Raw genomic sequence first — 16,258 nt, 5'->3', positions numbered from 1 at the left:
CCGCGAGGGACCGGGCGCTATTTCATCGCCCTCCACGAACCCCCGCCGATGAACGCCATCAAGGACTCCGTCCACGACTACATCGCGTTGGGTTCGGTGGCGGCCGCCCTCATCGACACCCCCGCCTTCCAGCGACTCCGCCACATCAAACAGCTCTCTACCGTTCGGCTGGTCTACCCCTCCGCCTCCCACACCCGCTTCGAGCACTCGCTCGGGGTGTACCACCTCGCCGACCGCGCGCTCGACCATCTCGCCGTCGGGGAGATGGACGCCGACCACGTCCGCGCCGCCGCGCTGCTCCACGACGTGGGCCACGGCCCCTACGGCCACCAGACGGAGGAGGTGATCCGCCGCCACACCGGGAAGGACCACGACGAGGTCGGCGAGCTCCTCTACGAGGTGGGGCTCGCCGAAGTCCTCGAATCGGAGGGGCTGGACCCCGACCGGGTCGCCGCGCTCATCGACGGGCAGGGGGAACTCGGCGCACTCGTCTCCGGGGAGCTGGACGTGGACCGCATGGATTACCTCGTGCGCGACGCCCACCACACGGGTGTCCCCTACGGCACCATCGACCACGGCCGGCTGGTCCGCGAGCTTCGCCTGTGCGATGGCAAACTCGTCCTCGCGGAGGGGAACGTCCCCACCGCCGAATCCCTGCTGCTCGCCCGGACGCTCATGGACGGCATCGTCTACCGCCACCACGTCTCGCGGATCGCCGGGGCGATGCTGGAGCGTGCGGCCGAAGACCTGCTGGAGCACGTCGACATCGACACCTTCCGCCGGATGGCCGACCACGACCTGCTCGTCTCCCTCCGCGAGCACGTCCCCGAACTCGGCCGTCGCATCGAACAGCGCGACCTCTACAAGCGCTCGGTCTGGGCCGGCCTCGACCGGGTTCCGGAAGCAGTGACGGAACTCGCCTACGAGGATATCCGGGCGACGGAACGGGAGATCGCCGATATCGCGGACGTGCCGGAGCGCGCGGTCGTCCTCGATATCCCCTCCCGACCCACCATCAAGGAGTCACAGGCCCGTGTCGTCGTGAACGGCGTCGTCCAGCGTCTCGAGAACGCCTCCGAGCTGGTGCCCGCGCTGCGCGCGACGCAGCGCGCGGGCTGGCGCATGGGCGTGTACGCCCCCGAACGCTCGCGCGACGCGGTGCGAGCGGCCGCGACCGACGTGCTGGGGCTTCCCTGACTCCGGATATCAAAGTTGAATATGAGAGTGTGAATTGTCCACACAATACCGTATTGCCAACTCTATACCGATTTTTTACATAGAATATCACGCATATAGCCCCTCAAGCTTTAACACCGGGAGCTGCGTTTCTCGGCGTGATGAGCGAATCGAGCCCTCCCGCGGCACACGATGTGCCGTCGAAGACGACGCTGTTCTGTCCATCCTGTGGGCACCAGAGCCGCTGTGACGGTGACTGGACCCGTATCGAGAGTGTCCACGAGACGCGCCTGTCGTGTCCCGACTGTGGGGAGACGATACTCACCCGCCCGACGACGGTCGACGACCGCCAATCGACGCCCCTCTGGCGGCAGGCGTGGGAGACGTGGGACGCGGGGCTGCAGGCGTGGCAGGCCGTCTGGCGCCGGATGGTCGCCACGTACTGAGGCCGCGCCGAGACGGACAGTACCATCATCACGAATTCCGTGGTAAGGTTCATTTTTCGCACCATCGTATACACATCCATGTCAGCAGAGACCGACCGGCAGGGGCGGCTCTACATCCCGAAGGCAGTGCGCGAAAAGTATGGAGAGCGCTACCACATCGTGACGTACGAGGACCGTATCGAACTCATCCCCGTGGCGGACGACCCGCTCGCAGCAGTCCGGGAGGCCGCCGGCGAGCTCCGAGAGGCGTCCGTCGAAGAGATCCGGGAGGATATCGAGGCGGAGGCGAAATGCGAGGCTCGCGATATATGACCGTCTACGTCGAGACGGACTTCCTGCTCGCGCTGGCGAAGGGCTCGGACTGGCTACAGACCTCAGCGGAGGAGGCCTTAGACGAGCACGAGGTCGAAACCTCGGCGTTCGCCTATCTCGAGCTCCTACTCGCCCGCGAGCGGTACGAGTTCGACTACGTTCCCCTCGTCGCGAACCTTCTCGAACTGGTCCCCGTTCGGGACGAAGAAGAGAAACAGGTCGTCCTGAAGGCCGTGAACTACTACGACCAGGGGATGACATCGTTCGATGCGTTCCACGCGGCCACCGCCGAGACACGCGGCTTGGACGTGCTCTCGTCCGAACAGGACTACGAGGATATCGAAGTCGATCGCGTCCCCCTCGAACCGGACGACGAGGACTGATTTTCACCCGGCGACGACGCCCAACCATCCACCAAGGGAGGGACTGAAAGGGGCCGGTCGGTCGGCGAAGGAACGGACGAAGGAGCACCGCAGGAGCGAGCGTGAGCGAGCGACGAGGAGCGCGTTCGCCGTACCGAGCCGAGCGACTGGGGGCTTTCGAGGTGTTCACGTCGGCGAGTCCCACGACAGACAAACAAGAATTCAACGTAGAGCTATCACCAAAGCAAAACGAGAGACGACGGTTTTTATCCGACCCCGCCGAAATCCGGGGCAATGAACACCATCAAGGACTCCGTCCACGACCACATCGCGGTGACGGGTGTGGCGGACGAGCTCCTCGATACGCCGCCCCTCCAGCGCTTGCGACGGATCAAACAACTCGGAACGGCGAGTTTCGTCTACCCGAGCGCGAACCACACGCGCTTCGAGCACAGTCTGGGCGTGTACCATCTCGCGAACGAGGCGCTCGGCCATCTCGGTGTCGAGGGGCGGCAGGCCGAACGGGTCCGGGCCGCGGCGCTGCTTCACGACGTGGGCCACACCCCCTTCTCGCACAACGTCGAGGAGATCATCGAACGCCATACGGGGAAGGCCCACGACGACGTACACGACCTCCTGGAGGGCGGGGAGGTGGAACACGTCCTCATCCGGAACGACCTCGACCCGGGGAAGGTGGCGGACCTCATCGCCGGTGAGGGGGAGCTGGGTCAAATCGTCTCCGGCGAACTCGACGTGGACCGCATGGACTACCTCGTCCGCGACGCACACCACACCGGGGTCCCCTACGGCACCATCGACACCGGGCGGCTCACCCGCGAACTCCGCGTCGTGGGTGGGGAGCTCGTGCTGGGCGAGGGGAACGTCCAGACCGCCGAGTCGCTGTTGCTCGCGCGAGCGCTCATGAACCCCGTCGTCTACAACCACCACGTCGCGCGCATCTCGAAGGCGATGCTCCGGCGCGCGACCGAACGGCTCGTCGACGACGGCGAGGTCGCCCCGCAGCGACTCCGTCGGATGGACGACGCCGACCTCACCGTCGCCATCCGGAACTACGGGCCGACGGCCGAGTACGCGCGACGGCTCGCGGAGCGTGACCTCTACAAACGCGCGGTCTGGGCCGAGATGGCCGACGTGCCGGACGATATCATCGATGCGGACCACGACGATATCGAGGCGTTCGAGCGCGACATCGCCGACGCGGCGGGGGTCGACGTGGCAGAGGTCATCCTCGACGTCCCCTCGCGTCCCACCATCAAGGAATCCTCCTCGCGGGTCGTCGTCAACGGCGAGGTGCGGTCGCTCGCCACCCAGTCGACGCTCGTGGGGGCGCTCCGGCAGGCCTCCGAGGAGCAGTGGCGGCTCGGGGTGTACGCCCCGTCTGAGCACACGGACGCGGTCGGCAACGCCGTGAAACGGACGCTCGGGCTGGAGCTCGACGCGCTCGTCGTCGATGTCCGAAAAGGTGTTCACCAGACGCTCGATGAGTTCAACGATGACTGACGAGACTGCGACAACGACGGTCGAAGGCACGATCCTTCGAGGCACGGAACTGGAACCGGTCGAGGGACGCGTCGTCGTCGAGGACGGCGAGATCGCGGCGGTCGAGGAGACATCGGTCGACTCGACCGACATCGTCCTCCCCGCGTTCGTCAACGCCCACACCCACATCGGCGACTCCATCGCGAAGGAGGCGGGCGCGGGGCTCTCGCTGGACGAGCTCGTCGCGCCGCCGGACGGCCTCAAACACCGGCTGCTCCGGAGCGCGAGCCGCGAGGAGCTCGTGACCGCGATGCGCCACTCGCTGCAGTTCATGCAGGCGTCGGGGACGGCGGCGTTCCTGGAGTTCCGCGAGGGTGGCGTCGAGGGGGTCGAACACCTCCGGGAGGCCGTCGAGGGACTTGCCATCGACCCCGTGATTTTCGGCCGGGAGACCGTCGACGCCATCGACGTGGCCGACGGCTTCGGCGCGTCGGGGGCGCGTGACGCGAACTTCGAACGGGAGCGGCTCGCCTGTCGAAAAGCCGACAAGCCGTTCGCCATCCACGCGGGCGAGCGTGACCCCCACGACATCGACGCCGCGCTGGACCTGGACCCCGCCTTCCTCGTCCACATGGTCCACCCCGAACCCCACCACTTCGAACGGGTGGCCGACTCCGAGATACCCATCGCCGTCTGCCCGCGGTCGAACCTCGTCACCAAGGTCGGCCTGCCACCGCTCAGGGAGTGGCTCGACCGGACGACCGTCGCGCTCGGCACGGACAACGTGATGCTCAACTCCCCGTCGATGTTCCGCGAGATGGAGTTCACGGCGAAACTGTGTGACGTCTCGGCCAGGGAGGTCCTGCAGATGGCGACGGTCAACGGCGCGGAGATCGCGGGGCTGAACTGCGGGGTCGTGGAGCCGGGAAAAGACGCGAAGCTGCTCGTCCTCGACGGCGAGACGGACAACCTCGTCGGCGCGCGCGACCCCGTCCGGGCCGTGGTGCGTCGCGCGGGGCACGCGGACGTGAAACGGATGGTTCCGGGCGAAAGGGTCTAACCCCCCCAGCGCGAGAGTGTGGTAAGGTAGCAATGTACAGTCGCATTCTGGTGCCGACGGATGGCTCCCCGGGGATGGAGCGGGTGGTCGAACACGCGGCCGAGCTCGCGGCCGCACACGGGGCGACGCTCGACATCGTCTACGTCATCAACACGGCCTCCTTCGCCAACCTCCCGATGGAGACCTCGTGGGAGGGCGTCAGCGAGATGCTCCGCGAGGAGGGGGAGAACGCCCTGGAGGCGGCGACCGCCCACGCCGGCGACGTCGACGTCGAGACGCATCTCCTCGAGGGGACGCCGAGCCACGAGATCGTCGCCTACGCGGAGAAGACGGGCTGTGATCTGGTGTGTATGGGCACCCACGGCCGCGGGGGGCTCAACCGCCTCCTGCTCGGCAGCGTCGCCGAGCGCGTCGTCCGCTGTTCGGAGATTCCCGTCCTCACCGTCCGGGTCGGCGAGCGCCCGACGAAGGAGGAGTCGGAGGCCGCCGAGGCGACCGAGAGCGTTTGAGAGTTACTTCGATACCGGGCGCAGGTGCTCGCAGTCACCGGCAGCGACGCGTTCCGTCCCCGACTCCGTCTCCACGACGAGCGTCCCCGGGAACGCGATATCCACCGCCTCGCCGACGAGTTCGCCGGTGGGCGTCTCGACTCTGACCCGCTGGCCGAGCGTTATCGACAGCTCGCGCCACGCGTCGAGGATGGCGTCCGGGTCGTCACGGATGGCCTCGAACGCCTCGACGATATCCTGGACGAACGCCGCGCGGTCCACCTCGCCCACGTGCTCGCGGATGCTCGTCGCCGTATCGGGGAGGTCCTCGCTCGCGGTGTTGACGTTCACGCCGATGCCGACGACGAGCCACGAGACCCGGTCGGCCTCGCCTTCCATCTCGGTGAGGATGCCACACAACTTCCCAGCGCCTTCGCCGTCAGTATCTGGGAGTAGAACGTCGTTCGGCCACTTGATACCCGCCTCCACCCCGCGTTCGCGGGCCGCACGCGCGACCGCGACCGCGGCCGCCAGCGTGTACGTGGGCGCCTGCGCGGCCGGAATCTCCGGGCGACAGAGCAGGCTCGCGTAGACACCACCCGCCGGCGAGGACCACTCGCGGTCGAGCCGGCCTCGCGAGGCCGTCTGGGTGGCCGCGACGACGAGCGTCTCGTCGGCACCGGCCTGCGCCAGCTCCCGCGCCCGCTCGTTTGTGGAGGGGACGGCGTCGTGATACTCCACCGCGAAGGGGGCCTCCAGCCCGTGGGCGATGGCGGCCTCGCCGTACTCCGGCGACTCGACCAGTCGGTAGCCGGCCTCCTCGGAGACGATGGAAAACCCCTGGTCGCGAAGCGCCTCGACGTGCTTCCAGACCGCGGCGCGTGAAACGTCCAGTCGCTCGGCCAGCTCGGGGCCAGTGATCGGACCCTCGGCGAGCGCGTCGAGCACCCGGCGGCGTGTCTCCTGCATACCTGTGGATACGGACTCCGTGACTTGAGCCTTGTCAGGTCAGAAGGGAACGTCGTCGCGGTCGAACCCCATCGGCGTCTCGTCGCCGTCGAACCCCGTCTCCGCGATGACCTCCGTGATCTCGGGGATCTCCTGGACGAGTCGCGTCTTCAGCGCCTGGATCGTCATCGGGGAGATACCACAGCCCGAGCAGGCCCCGCCGAGCTGGATGCTCACGGTGCCGTTCTCCATGTCGAGGTCGCGGATCGCCGCGCTCCCGCCGTGCATCTGGATCTGGGGGAAGTTCCGCTTGAGGAACATCGAGATCCGCTCGCGGAGGTCGTTCTCCGCGTCCGTCTGCGTGCTCATACTCGAAGGGAGGCGACAGGAGGGTAAAGCCGTTGGGTTGCTACCCCTCTTTCTCCGTGGTCTCGGTCGGCCGGACGAACAGCACGGCGAAGATGGCGGCCGCGGCGCCGACGAGCAGGCCCGTCTCGATGCCGACGCGGGCGGTCCCGAGAATCGACCCCACGCCCGTCGCGATGAGGAAGCCGAGGGCGAAGAAGACGCCGGCGCGGTTGAGCGGCGAGGCGAGGATGGAACTCATGGGGAGCAAAGAACGGCCCGGAAGAAAAGCGTGTCCGGTTCAGTCGAGAACTCAGTCGAGGACGACGAGCGGGTCGCCCTGGTTCACCGACTGCCCCTCTTCGATGGCGACCTCCGTGACGGTGCCGCCGACCTCGGCGACCACGTCGTTCTCCATCTTCATCGCCTCCAGCACGCAGATGACGTCGCCGGACTCGACGGTGTCACCCTCCTCGACGTTCACCGAGAGGATGGTCCCCTGCATCTCGGCGGCGATGACCTCGCCGTCCGCCGAGACGGACGGGGAAGAGCCACCCGAGGAGCCGCCGGAGGAGCCGCCGCGCGGCCCCGAGGGGCGCTTGGGCTGGCTCCCGGTCTGGACGGGCATCCCCTTCTCCTCCAAGTCGACCTCGAAGCGCTTGCCGTTCACCTCGATGGTGAACTCGCGGGTGACGGTCTCCTCGTCGTCCTTGCCATCACCCGAGGAGGCCGGTCCCCACTTCTCCTGGGCCTCCTGAATCCGCGCCTTGTCCAGCTCCTCGTCGAGGTACTTCGTGGTGTGGGTACCCGCGACGAACCGCTCGTCCTCCAGCATCAGCCGGTGGAACGGGATGACCGTCACGATCCCCTCGATCTCGTACTCGGCGAGCGCGCGCTTCGAGCGGGCGATACACTCCTCGCGGTCCGCCCCGTAGACGACGAGCTTCGCGATCATCGAGTCGTAGTCGGTGACCAGATCGTCACCCTGCCGGAGCGCGTCGTCCATCCGGACGCCGATGCCGCCCGGCGGGTCGTACGTCTCCAGCTCGCCGCCCTGCGACGGCGCGAACTCCTTCGCGGCGTTCTCCGCGTTGATGCGGAACTCCATCGCGTGGCCCTCGACCTCGACGTCCTCCTGCGCGAAGTCGAGCTCCTCGCCCGCGGCGATCTTCAGCTGCCACTTCACGATGTCGATACCCGTGATCTCCTCCGTGACGGTGTGTTCGACCTGGATCCGGGTGTTGACCTCGAGGAAGTAGAAGTTCCCGTCCTCGACGAGGAACTCCACGGTGCCGGCGTTGACGTAGTCGGAGGCTTTGACGCCCTGGCGGGCGGCCTCGCCGATCTCCTCGCGCAGCTCGTCGGAGAGCGCCGGGGAGGGCCCCTCCTCGATGACCTTCTGGTGTCGCCGCTGGAGCGAGCAGTCACGCTCGCCGAGATGCCGGACGTTGCCGTGCTGGTCGGCGACGATCTGCACCTCGATGTGGCGGGGCTGTTCGAGATAGCGCTCCAGATACACCGAGTCGTTGTCGAAGTACGCCTCCCCCTCGCGTTTCGCCGTGGCGAGCAGCTCCTCGGCCTCCTCGGGCTCGCGGACGACCTTCATCCCGCGGCCGCCACCGCCCCCCTCGGCCTTGATGGCGATCGGGTAGCCGTGCTCCTCGCCGAACTCGTGGACCTCCTCGACCTCCGTGACGGGGTCGGTGCCGGGGACGATGGGGACGCCCGCGCTCTCCATCACGCGGCGGGCCTTCGTCTTCTCGCCGAGCTGCTCCATCGACGCCGAGCTGGGGCCGACCCAGGTGACGCCCTCGGTCGCTTCGACCTTCGCCGCGAACTCCGCGTTCTCCGCGAGGAAGCCGTAGCCGGGGTGGATGGCGTCCGCGCCGGCCTTCTTCGCGGCGTCGATGATGGCCTCGTGGTCGAGATACGAGTCGGCGGCGCGGGCGGGCCCGACGTTGTACGCCTCGTCGGCATAGCGGACGTGGCCGCCGTGTTTGTCCGCGTCGCTGTAGACGGCGACGGTCCCGATGCCGAGGTCCTCGCAGGCGCGCATGACGCGAACCGCGATCTCCCCACGGTTGGCGACGAGTACTTTCTCGAACATTCTTGGGAAACGATGCCCCCGGGTCGAACCTTATTCTATCGGTTTTTTCAGGGTCGGACGGGCCCGCTACCGCCGGAATCCGTCAACGAAGAACGAGCGGTGAGTTTACAGCCGTTCCGCGCGGCCGAGGGCCGTCCAGCCGTCCGTGGGGGCGGCGTCGGGGACGCGCACGTCGCGGCCGGTGAGCCCCTTCGCGCGGCCCGCGAACGTCCAGCGGGAGCCGGTCCACGTCTCCGGCTCCTCCTCGTCCCCGCGCTGTTCCTGCAGGTACGCGGAGAGCGCGGCGGTGATGGCCGCGGCCTCCTCGGTGTCCGCGTCCTCGGGAATCCAGGTCACAGCGGGATGTTCCCGTGTTTCCGGGACGGGGCGTCCTTGCGTTTCGAGTCGAGCATCCGGAGATCGCGGATGAGCCGCGGGCGCGTCTCCTGGGGTTCGAGCACGTCGTCGACGAAGCCGCGCTCCGCCACGGTGTAGGGGTTGGCGAACTCCTCGCGGTACTCGTCGATGAGCTCCTGTCTGCGCTGTTCGGGGTCGTCGGCACCCTCCAGCTCCTCGCGGTAGAGGATGTTGACGGCGCCCTGCGGCCCCATCACGGCGATCTCGGCGGTGGGCCACGCGTAGTTCACGTCGGCTTCGAGATGCTTCGAGGCCATCACGTCGTACGCGCCGCCGTAGGCCTTCCGCGTGATGACGGTGAGGAGGGGGACCGTCGCCTCGGAGTACGCGTACAGCAGCTTCGCGCCGTGTTTGATGATGCCGCCGTGCTCCTGGTCCGTGCCGGGCATGAACCCGGGCACGTCGACGAACGTCACGATAGGGACGTTGAAGGCGTCACAGAAGCGGACGAACCGCGAGCCCTTCAGCGAGGCGTCGATGTCGAGCGTGCCGGCGTTGACGCGGGGCTGGTTCGCCACCACACCGACGGAGCGGCCGTCGAGCCGGGCGAACCCGGTGACGATGTTGCGCGCGAACCCCTCGGCCACCTCGAAAAAGGACTGCTCGTCCATCACGTCGTCGATGACGTCGACGATGTCGTATGGCTTCTGCGGCTGGTCGGGGACCACGTCGCCGGCCTCCTCGGAGAGCCGGTCGGGGTCGTCCCACGGCTCGACGCGCGGCGGGTCCTCCACGTTGTTCTGCGGGAGATACGAGAGCAGGGTGCGGATGTCGTCGAGCGCCTCCTGCTCCGCGGCCGAGGAGAAGTGGGCGACGCCGGATTTGGCGGTGTGGGTCTTCGCGCCACCGAGCTCCTCGAAGGTGACCTCTTCGCCCGTGACGGTCTTGATGACCTCCGGGCCAGTGATCATCATGTGGCTCGTCTCCTCCACCATGAAGATGAAGTCCGTGATGGCGGGGGAGTAGACCGCCCCACCGGCACACGGCCCCATGATGGCCGAGATCTGCGGGACGACGCCGGAGGCCTGCTGATTGCGGTGGAAGATGTCAGCGTAGCCCGCCAGCGAGTCGACACCCTCCTGGATGCGCGCGCCCGCCGAATCGTTCAGCCCGATGATGGGCGCGCCCGTCTCCACCGCGCGGTCCATCACCTTACACACTTTCTGGGCGAACACCTCACCTAAGGAGCCGCCGAAGACGGTGAAGTCGTGGGCGAAGACGAACACCTGTCGGCCGTCGACCTCGCCGTAGCCGGTGACGACCCCGTCGCCGGGGATCTTCTGGTCGTCCATATCGAAGTTCGTACTCCGGTGTTCCCGGAGCATGTCGAACTCCTGGAAGGTGTCGTCGTCGAGGAAGTACTCGATGCGCTCGCGCGCCGTCATCTTCCCCTTCTCGTGCTGTCGCTCGATGCGTTCCTCGCCGCCGCCCTTCCGCGCTTCGGCCTTCTTCTCGCGAAGCTCGTCTACTTTCTCGTCCATCGTCACGGGGCATCACCCCAGGCGGTATGCATGGTAGCCAGATACAGAAGCGCTACAAAAAGGATTCCGCAAGCAGGCGATATTCCCCGCCCGACGCGCAGCCGGCTCAGAGCACCGACACCGGCCGCCGGAGCGCGAGGAAGGCGCCACCGGAGAGCCCCGCGGCGATGACGACTGTCATCCACGTCTCCACGGCCCCGCCGACCCCGAGCGCGCCGAAGATCCCGGTGAGCAGGGTGAACCACAGGAACAGCGGGAGGGCGACCCCCACGGCGAGAAGCCACGGGGTGGCGAGCGACTGCGTGAACTCGGAGGCGCCCTTCGCGAACTCCGCGGCGGCGTCCCGGCCGAGCACCCAGCCGACGAACAGGAGGAACGCGAGGAGGCCGGCGGTGAGCAGCAGGTCGACGAGCGTCCCGGCGATGAAGCCGAAGACGGCGGGGGACAGGGCGTTCGCCGCCATCGTGCCGGAGACGAGTGCGAGCAGGCCGACGGTGGCCCGGCGCCGCGAGACGCCGAACTCGTCGACGAGGAAGGCGACGGGGATCTCGAGCATGCTGATGGAGCTCGACAGCGCGGCCAGCGTCACCACGCCGAAGAAGACGGTCGCGACGAGCCGCCCCATCGGGAGGCCGGCGAGCGACGGGAGGTTGGCGAACGCGCCCGCGATGCCGACGAACAGCGCGCCCGGCCCGCTCGTCCCCGCGGCCTCGGGAGCGAAACTGAACAGCAGCGGGAAGACGACGAGTCCCGCGAGCACGCCCACGACGGTGTTGAGGCCGGCGATGGCCGCGCCGTCGAACGGGAGCGACCGATCCTCCCCGAGATAGGAGGCGTAGGTGATCATCGTCCCGGCACCGATAGAGAGCGTGAACAGCGCCTGCCCCGCGGCGGCCGGGAGGATGTCGAGGAAGTTCGCCTGCAGGGAGCCCCAGTCGGCGCCGAGGTAGAAGGCGTACCCTTCGCCGGCGTTCGGCTGGAACGCGGCCCAGCCGGCGAGCACGACGAGCAGGAGGAGGATGGCGGGCATCATCACCTTCGTCCCGAGTTCGATCCCCCGCCGGACGCCCGCGAGGACGATCCCGCCCGTGGCGAGGAGGAAGAGGAGGCCGAACGCCACGGACTCGGGGGTGCCGAACGCGATGGCGTCGTAGTACGGGCCGGGCGCGCCGAAGTACGCGCCGGTCGGACTGGCGAGGAAGTACCTGAGGATCCACCCGCCCACGACGCTGTAGAACGAGAGGAGGACGACGGCGGTGAGGACGCTCGCGCCACCGACCAGCTCCCACGCCCGCGAGCCGGAGAGCGCCTTCAGCGCGCCCGCGGGGTTGCGTTTCGCGCGGCGGCCGATGACGAACTCCCCGAGCAACCCGGGAACGCCGACGAGCAGGACGATACCGAGATAGACGATGAGAAAGGCGCTGCCGCCGTTCTCCGCGGTCATCCACGGGAACCGCCAGATGTTCCCGAGGCCGACGGCGCTGCCGACGGCGGCGAGGATGAACCCGAGACGGGTCGCCCAGGTCTCACGTGTCATTGGAACGCTCTCGCAAGGAGAGACGTAAGTGGCTTTCGAGTCCCGAGCCGTCAACTCGCCAATAACACACCGCACAGCACCTGAAACGCCGAGATCCGATAGAACGACCGTGAACGTTTCCGCCCGGTCAGCGGAACGGGGAGGGGGGCCGCGAGAGCTTCTGTCGCAGCGTGCGGAACTGCTGTTCCGTGATCTCGAGCTCGTTGCGGAGGTGCTCCAGCTCCGCCTCCTGCTCGTGCTGTTCGGTGATGTCCTCGACGAAGACGGAGATGCCGTCCTCCGCGGGGTAGGCGTGCATCTCGACGTACCGGCCGAGCGAGGGGATCTCCCCCTGGAACGACTCCGGCTGTTGTTCGGTCATCGCGCGCCGGAGGTGGGATTCGAGCTCCGTCTCGCGCAGCCCGGGGAACTGCTCCCAGAACGACTGGCCGATGACATCGCGAACGTCGAACAGCTCCTTCGCATCGTTGTTCAGGTAGGTGAACCGCCAGTGGTCGTCGACGGCGAAGAACGCGACGGTGATGCGCTCGTAGATCTCACGGATGCGCTCGTTGGCCTCCGCGGCGGCCACCTCCGCCCGCTGTTTCGAGACGAGGGTGTCGATGCGGTTGCCGAGCAGCTTGAACTGCTCCATGCCGCCACCCTTCTGGAGGTAGTCGGTGACGCCGAGCGAGATGGCCTCGCTCGCCAGCTCCTCCGACCCCTTCCCGGTGAAGAAGATGACGGGGAGGGTCGGGTGGTCCCGGCGGATGGTGCGGAGGAACTCCAGGCCGTCCATCGAGGCCATCTTGTAATCCGTGACGACGCAGTCGACGGGCTCCGTCTCGATGGCGTCGAGCGCCTCCTCCGGCGTCGTCACCGGGTGGATACTGATGGCGTCGTGTTCCCGCTCGATGAGCTCCTGGGTGAGATCGAGCAGGTCCCGGTCGTCGTCGAGGTGGACGACGTGAATCGGGGCGTTCTCAGACATGAGATTACCGTGGATTCCCGGGGCAATAAACCTTGCAGCGAAACGCGGTGAAAAATCCGTCCGGACGCCGGGTCAGACCGGCGCGCCGGTGAACTGGAACACCGAGAGCGCGAGCGTCCCGAAGACGGCGAGCAGAACCACGGTCCGGAGCGCCCACAGCCAGACGGTGCCCAGAGTCCCGAGGTCCGAGGTGCCACGCCGGAGTTCGTCGACGGCGTCGTCGGCCATGACCCAGCCGACGAAGAAGACGACGAGCAGGACGGCAAGCGGGAGGATGAGGTTGACGGCGAGCCCGTCGAACCAGCCGAGCCACGCGGTCTTCCACGCGGAGGGGAGCCCGAGGACGAAGATGACGCTCCCGAGCCCGACGGTGGTGGGCTTGCGGGAGACGCCGTGGTTGTCGACGAGATACGAGACGACGACCTCTAAAAGCGAGATCGACGAGGAGAGCGCGGCGATGAGGACGATGCCGAAGAAGACGACACCGAACAGCTCACCGAGCGGGAGCCGGGCGAGCGCCGTCGGGACGGAGACGAAGATGGCCCCGGGGCCGGCGCCGCCGTACTCACCGGTCTGGGAGGCGAGCAGCGGGAACACGACCAGCCCGGCGAGGATGCCGATGAGGGAGTTCACGACCGCGATGGAGAGCCCGTCGACGGGGAGGCTCTTGTCGTCCGAGATGTAGGAGGCGTAGGTGATCATCACCGAGAACCCCAGCGAGAGGGAGAACAGCGCCTGGCCCACCGCCGCGGGGATGACGGTCGCGAGGTTGTCGGCGAGGACGCCGAAGTCCGGCGAGAGGAAGAACTCGTAGCCCGGCCCGGAGCCGGGGAGGGTGTACGCGAAGAAGGCGAGGCCGACCATCAACAGGACGATGGCCGGGACCATCACCTTCGTCGCCTTCTCGATGCCGCCCTCGATGCCGAAGGCGACGATGCCGACGGTGAGCAGCATGAACAGGGCGTGGAACGCGATGGCGTCCATCCCCGCGGAGACCGCGCCGAAGTACTCACCGGGCGCCCCGAAGTACGCGCCCGTGAAGCTTCCCGTCAGGTAGCGGATGACCCACCCCCCGACGACGCTGTAGTACGAGAGCGTCCAGAACCCGCCGAAGACGCCGATGGCGCCGATGACGGTCCACTCCTTCCGACCGAGTTTCTCGAACGCGCCGATGGCGCTCATCTCGGCGCGACGGCCGATGACGAACTCCGCGAGGATCGCTGGAATGCCGATCACGAGCACCGCGAGGACGTAGACGACGAGGAACGCCGCCCCGCCGAACTCCGCGGTCTGGTACGGGAACCGCCAGATGTTCCCGAGGCCGACGGCGCTCCCGATGGCGGCCAGGATGAAGCCGAGTCGGGACGCCCATGCGTCTCTGTCTGCCATGTGTGTGAGTGGCTGACCGGTTCCGCGGGGATAAACGGCACGAATCCAGCGGTCGGACGTTAGCGTATACCGTGACAATCTCCGTAAAAATTGGACAGAGAGACAACGAATTACAGTTCACCCGGATCCGATGCGAGGAAACTGGTCGAACAGCAACTTCTCGTCGGTTCACGGGGACGCCCTCGTCGCCGCGCCGGCAGCGCGGCCGGTCAGGCCTCGCCGTAGACCGGAACCGCAGCCCCGCTCGTGGCCCGCGATTCGGGCGACGAGAGGAACATGACGACCCGGGCGATGTCGGCGGGGTCGACCCATTTCGAGTGATCCGCGTCGGGCATCGCCTCGCGGTTCGCGGGCGTGTCGATGACGGAGGGCATGACGGCGTTCGCGCGGACGGTATCCTCGTTCTCCGCGGCGATGGTCTCGGTGAGCAGGCGAACCCCGGCCTTCGCCGCGCGGTAGGGGCCGTCGCCCGTCCCGCCCTCGAGGGAGGCCCGCGCGGAGACGGAGACGATGGTGCCACCGGTCTCCTGCAGATGCGGAAGCGCGTGTTTGGACGCGAGGAACATCGTCGTGAGGTTCACGTCGAACATGCGCTCGTACTCCGACAGCGAGGTCTCGTGGATCGGCGTCCCCCCCTGCCACGTCCCCGCGATGTTACAGAGCGCGTCGAGCCAGCCGTAGCGTTCCACGACGGTATCGAACAGCGCCGCGACCGCGGGTTCGTCGGTGAGGTCCACCGTCTCGTAGTCGACGCCGTCGAGGGGGTCGTCGGGGGCGACCACGTCCACGCCGCAGACGGTCGCGCCCGCGTCCGCGAACGCCCCGGCGACCGCGCGTCCCAGCGCGCCAGCCGCGCCCGTGACCATCACGACCCGGTCCGTGAAGTCGTATTCGAGTGCCATCACACACCACACGTGTCGCTGTGCGATAACGTTGCGGCTCGCGAGAGGACTCGGGGAAGGCCTCGGGAATATTCGTAACCACTGCCTCCGACAGACATTTTACCGCGAAAGCATCCTTGAGAGATATATGCGGCTCATCGCCCACCGCGGCTTCGCCGGCCTGCACCCGGAGAACACCCTCGGGGCCGTCCGGGAGGCGGTCGCGCTGGCCGATGAGGTCGAGATCGACGTGCGCCGCTGTGAGACGGGCGAACTCGTCGTCATCCACGACCCCACCGTCGATAGAGTGACGGACGGGTCCGGCGCGGTCGCCCACCACACGCTCCGGGAGCTCCGCGAGCTGAACGTCCTCGGGACGGGTGAGGGGGTCCCCACCCTCGAGGAGGTGTTCGACGTCGTCCCCCCCGGCGTGGGCGTCAACGTCGAGCTGAAGGAGGTCGGACTCGCCCACGACGCGCTCACCCTCGCCCGCGAACACCACCCACAGGTCACCGTCTCCTCCTTCCACGCCAACGAGCTGGAGGGCTGTCGCGGTGCGAGCTGCGAGGTGCCGCGCGCGTACCTGTTCGCCTCGGACCCCGAGCAGGCGTTCACCTTCGCACACGACATCGACTGTTCGTATCTCCATCCCGCAGCAGAGGTCTGCGACGAGTGGCTCGTCGACCGCGCCCACGCGGAGGGGCTCTGCGTGAACGCGTGGACCGTCGACGAGCGCGCGGAGGCCGAGCGGCTGGAGGCGCTGGGCGTCGACGGCGTCATCGCCGACCGATGGTGCGTGCTCCCCGAAGCCCGCCAGCGGCAGTAACGGCTCGCGCACAGCTGTGCCAGCACGTGTCAGT

Annotated in this window: 18 protein-coding genes; 8 read left to right on the top strand and 10 right to left on the bottom strand. The window is 67.7% G+C overall.

What is annotated here, in order from left to right; all coding sequences use genetic code 11:
- Positions 1 to 48 precede the first annotated feature (48 nt).
- The 7 genes from ACQUQR_RS00215 (at position 49) to ACQUQR_RS00185 (ending at position 5,365) form a co-directional block, all read left to right on the top strand.
- Positions 49 to 1,197, top strand: coding sequence for an HD domain-containing protein (locus ACQUQR_RS00215; RefSeq protein ID WP_435193804.1), 1,149 nt, complete (start codon positions 49 to 51; stop codon positions 1,195 to 1,197).
- 140 nt (positions 1,198 to 1,337) lie between these two features.
- On the top strand, positions 1,338 to 1,622 hold the full coding sequence (locus ACQUQR_RS00210; protein ID WP_435193802.1) for a hypothetical protein: 285 nt from the start codon (positions 1,338 to 1,340) through the stop codon (positions 1,620 to 1,622).
- 78 nt (positions 1,623 to 1,700) lie between these two features.
- A complete protein-coding gene (locus ACQUQR_RS00205; protein ID WP_435193801.1) occupies positions 1,701 to 1,934 on the top strand; it encodes an AbrB/MazE/SpoVT family DNA-binding domain-containing protein in 234 nt (77 codons plus the stop codon).
- On the top strand, positions 1,931 to 2,317 hold the full coding sequence (locus tag ACQUQR_RS00200; RefSeq protein WP_435193800.1) for a PIN domain-containing protein: 387 nt from the start codon (positions 1,931 to 1,933) through the stop codon (positions 2,315 to 2,317). Before ACQUQR_RS00205 ends, ACQUQR_RS00200 begins: the two co-directional genes overlap by 4 nt.
- Positions 2,318 to 2,590: 273 nt before the next feature.
- Positions 2,591 to 3,817 carry an HD domain-containing protein gene (locus ACQUQR_RS00195; protein ID WP_435193798.1) on the top strand — a complete coding sequence of 409 codons (1,227 nt, stop codon included), beginning with the start codon at positions 2,591 to 2,593 and terminating at the stop codon, positions 3,815 to 3,817.
- Positions 3,810 to 4,856 carry an amidohydrolase family protein gene (locus tag ACQUQR_RS00190; protein WP_435193797.1) on the top strand — a complete coding sequence of 349 codons (1,047 nt, stop codon included), beginning with the start codon at positions 3,810 to 3,812 and terminating at the stop codon, positions 4,854 to 4,856. The genes ACQUQR_RS00195 and ACQUQR_RS00190 overlap by 8 nt, the downstream gene beginning before the upstream one ends.
- Before the next feature lie 32 nt (positions 4,857 to 4,888).
- Positions 4,889 to 5,365 (top strand): universal stress protein, encoded by a 477-nt coding sequence (locus ACQUQR_RS00185; protein ID WP_435193795.1) that lies wholly within the window; start codon positions 4,889 to 4,891, stop codon positions 5,363 to 5,365.
- A gap of 3 nt (positions 5,366 to 5,368) precedes the next feature.
- Here ACQUQR_RS00185 and ACQUQR_RS00180 read toward each other — a convergent pair whose 3' ends face one another.
- The 10 genes from ACQUQR_RS00180 to ACQUQR_RS00135 all read right to left on the bottom strand — a co-directional run bounded on the left by ACQUQR_RS00180 (position 5,369) and on the right by ACQUQR_RS00135 (position 15,419).
- Positions 5,369 to 6,313: a biotin--[acetyl-CoA-carboxylase] ligase gene (locus ACQUQR_RS00180; protein ID WP_435193794.1), complete on the bottom strand. Its 945-nt coding sequence runs from the start codon at positions 6,311 to 6,313 to the stop codon at positions 5,369 to 5,371.
- A gap of 39 nt (positions 6,314 to 6,352) precedes the next feature.
- Positions 6,353 to 6,661, bottom strand: a complete 309-nt coding sequence (locus tag ACQUQR_RS00175) for a NifU family protein (RefSeq protein ID WP_435193793.1) — start codon at positions 6,659 to 6,661, stop codon at positions 6,353 to 6,355.
- A 40-nt stretch (positions 6,662 to 6,701) separates the two neighbouring features.
- Positions 6,702 to 6,899: a hypothetical protein gene (locus ACQUQR_RS00170; RefSeq protein WP_435193792.1), complete on the bottom strand. Its 198-nt coding sequence runs from the start codon at positions 6,897 to 6,899 to the stop codon at positions 6,702 to 6,704.
- Between the two features lie 51 nt (positions 6,900 to 6,950).
- Complete coding sequence (locus ACQUQR_RS00165) at positions 6,951 to 8,744, bottom strand: acetyl-CoA carboxylase biotin carboxylase subunit (protein ID WP_435193791.1); 1,794 nt, start codon at positions 8,742 to 8,744, stop codon at positions 6,951 to 6,953.
- Positions 8,745 to 8,849: 105 nt separating this feature from the next.
- Entirely contained in the window at positions 8,850 to 9,080 is a 231-nt protein-coding gene (locus ACQUQR_RS00160; RefSeq protein WP_435193790.1) for an acc operon protein, read from the bottom strand.
- Positions 9,077 to 10,621, bottom strand: a complete 1,545-nt coding sequence (locus tag ACQUQR_RS00155; protein WP_435193789.1) for an acyl-CoA carboxylase subunit beta — start codon at positions 10,619 to 10,621, stop codon at positions 9,077 to 9,079. The genes ACQUQR_RS00160 and ACQUQR_RS00155 overlap by 4 nt, the downstream gene beginning before the upstream one ends.
- A 106-nt stretch (positions 10,622 to 10,727) precedes the next feature.
- Positions 10,728 to 12,158 (bottom strand): sodium-dependent transporter, encoded by a 1,431-nt coding sequence (locus ACQUQR_RS00150; RefSeq protein ID WP_435193787.1) that lies wholly within the window; start codon positions 12,156 to 12,158, stop codon positions 10,728 to 10,730.
- Positions 12,159 to 12,285: 127 nt separating this feature from the next.
- Positions 12,286 to 13,128, bottom strand: a complete 843-nt coding sequence (locus ACQUQR_RS00145) for a response regulator (RefSeq protein WP_435193786.1) — start codon at positions 13,126 to 13,128, stop codon at positions 12,286 to 12,288.
- Between the two features lie 72 nt (positions 13,129 to 13,200).
- Entirely contained in the window at positions 13,201 to 14,517 is a 1,317-nt protein-coding gene (locus ACQUQR_RS00140; RefSeq protein WP_435193784.1) for a sodium-dependent transporter, read from the bottom strand.
- Positions 14,518 to 14,726: 209 nt separating this feature from the next.
- Entirely contained in the window at positions 14,727 to 15,419 is a 693-nt protein-coding gene (locus tag ACQUQR_RS00135) for an SDR family oxidoreductase (RefSeq protein ID WP_435193783.1), read from the bottom strand.
- Positions 15,420 to 15,546: 127 nt separating this feature from the next.
- On the opposite strand from ACQUQR_RS00135, the gene ACQUQR_RS00130 reads away from it, so the two are divergent.
- Positions 15,547 to 16,224: a glycerophosphodiester phosphodiesterase gene (locus tag ACQUQR_RS00130; protein ID WP_435193782.1), complete on the top strand. Its 678-nt coding sequence runs from the start codon at positions 15,547 to 15,549 to the stop codon at positions 16,222 to 16,224.
- The last annotated feature ends 34 nt before the right edge of the window (positions 16,225 to 16,258 follow it).

This window comes from Natronomonas sp. EA1 (assembly GCF_051195035.1).
In the GTDB taxonomy this organism is placed as follows: domain Archaea; phylum Halobacteriota; class Halobacteria; order Halobacteriales; family Haloarculaceae; genus JBNTJV01.
The sequence above is the reverse complement of the archived record's forward strand: the minus strand, read 5'-3'. Positions and strand labels throughout refer to the sequence as shown.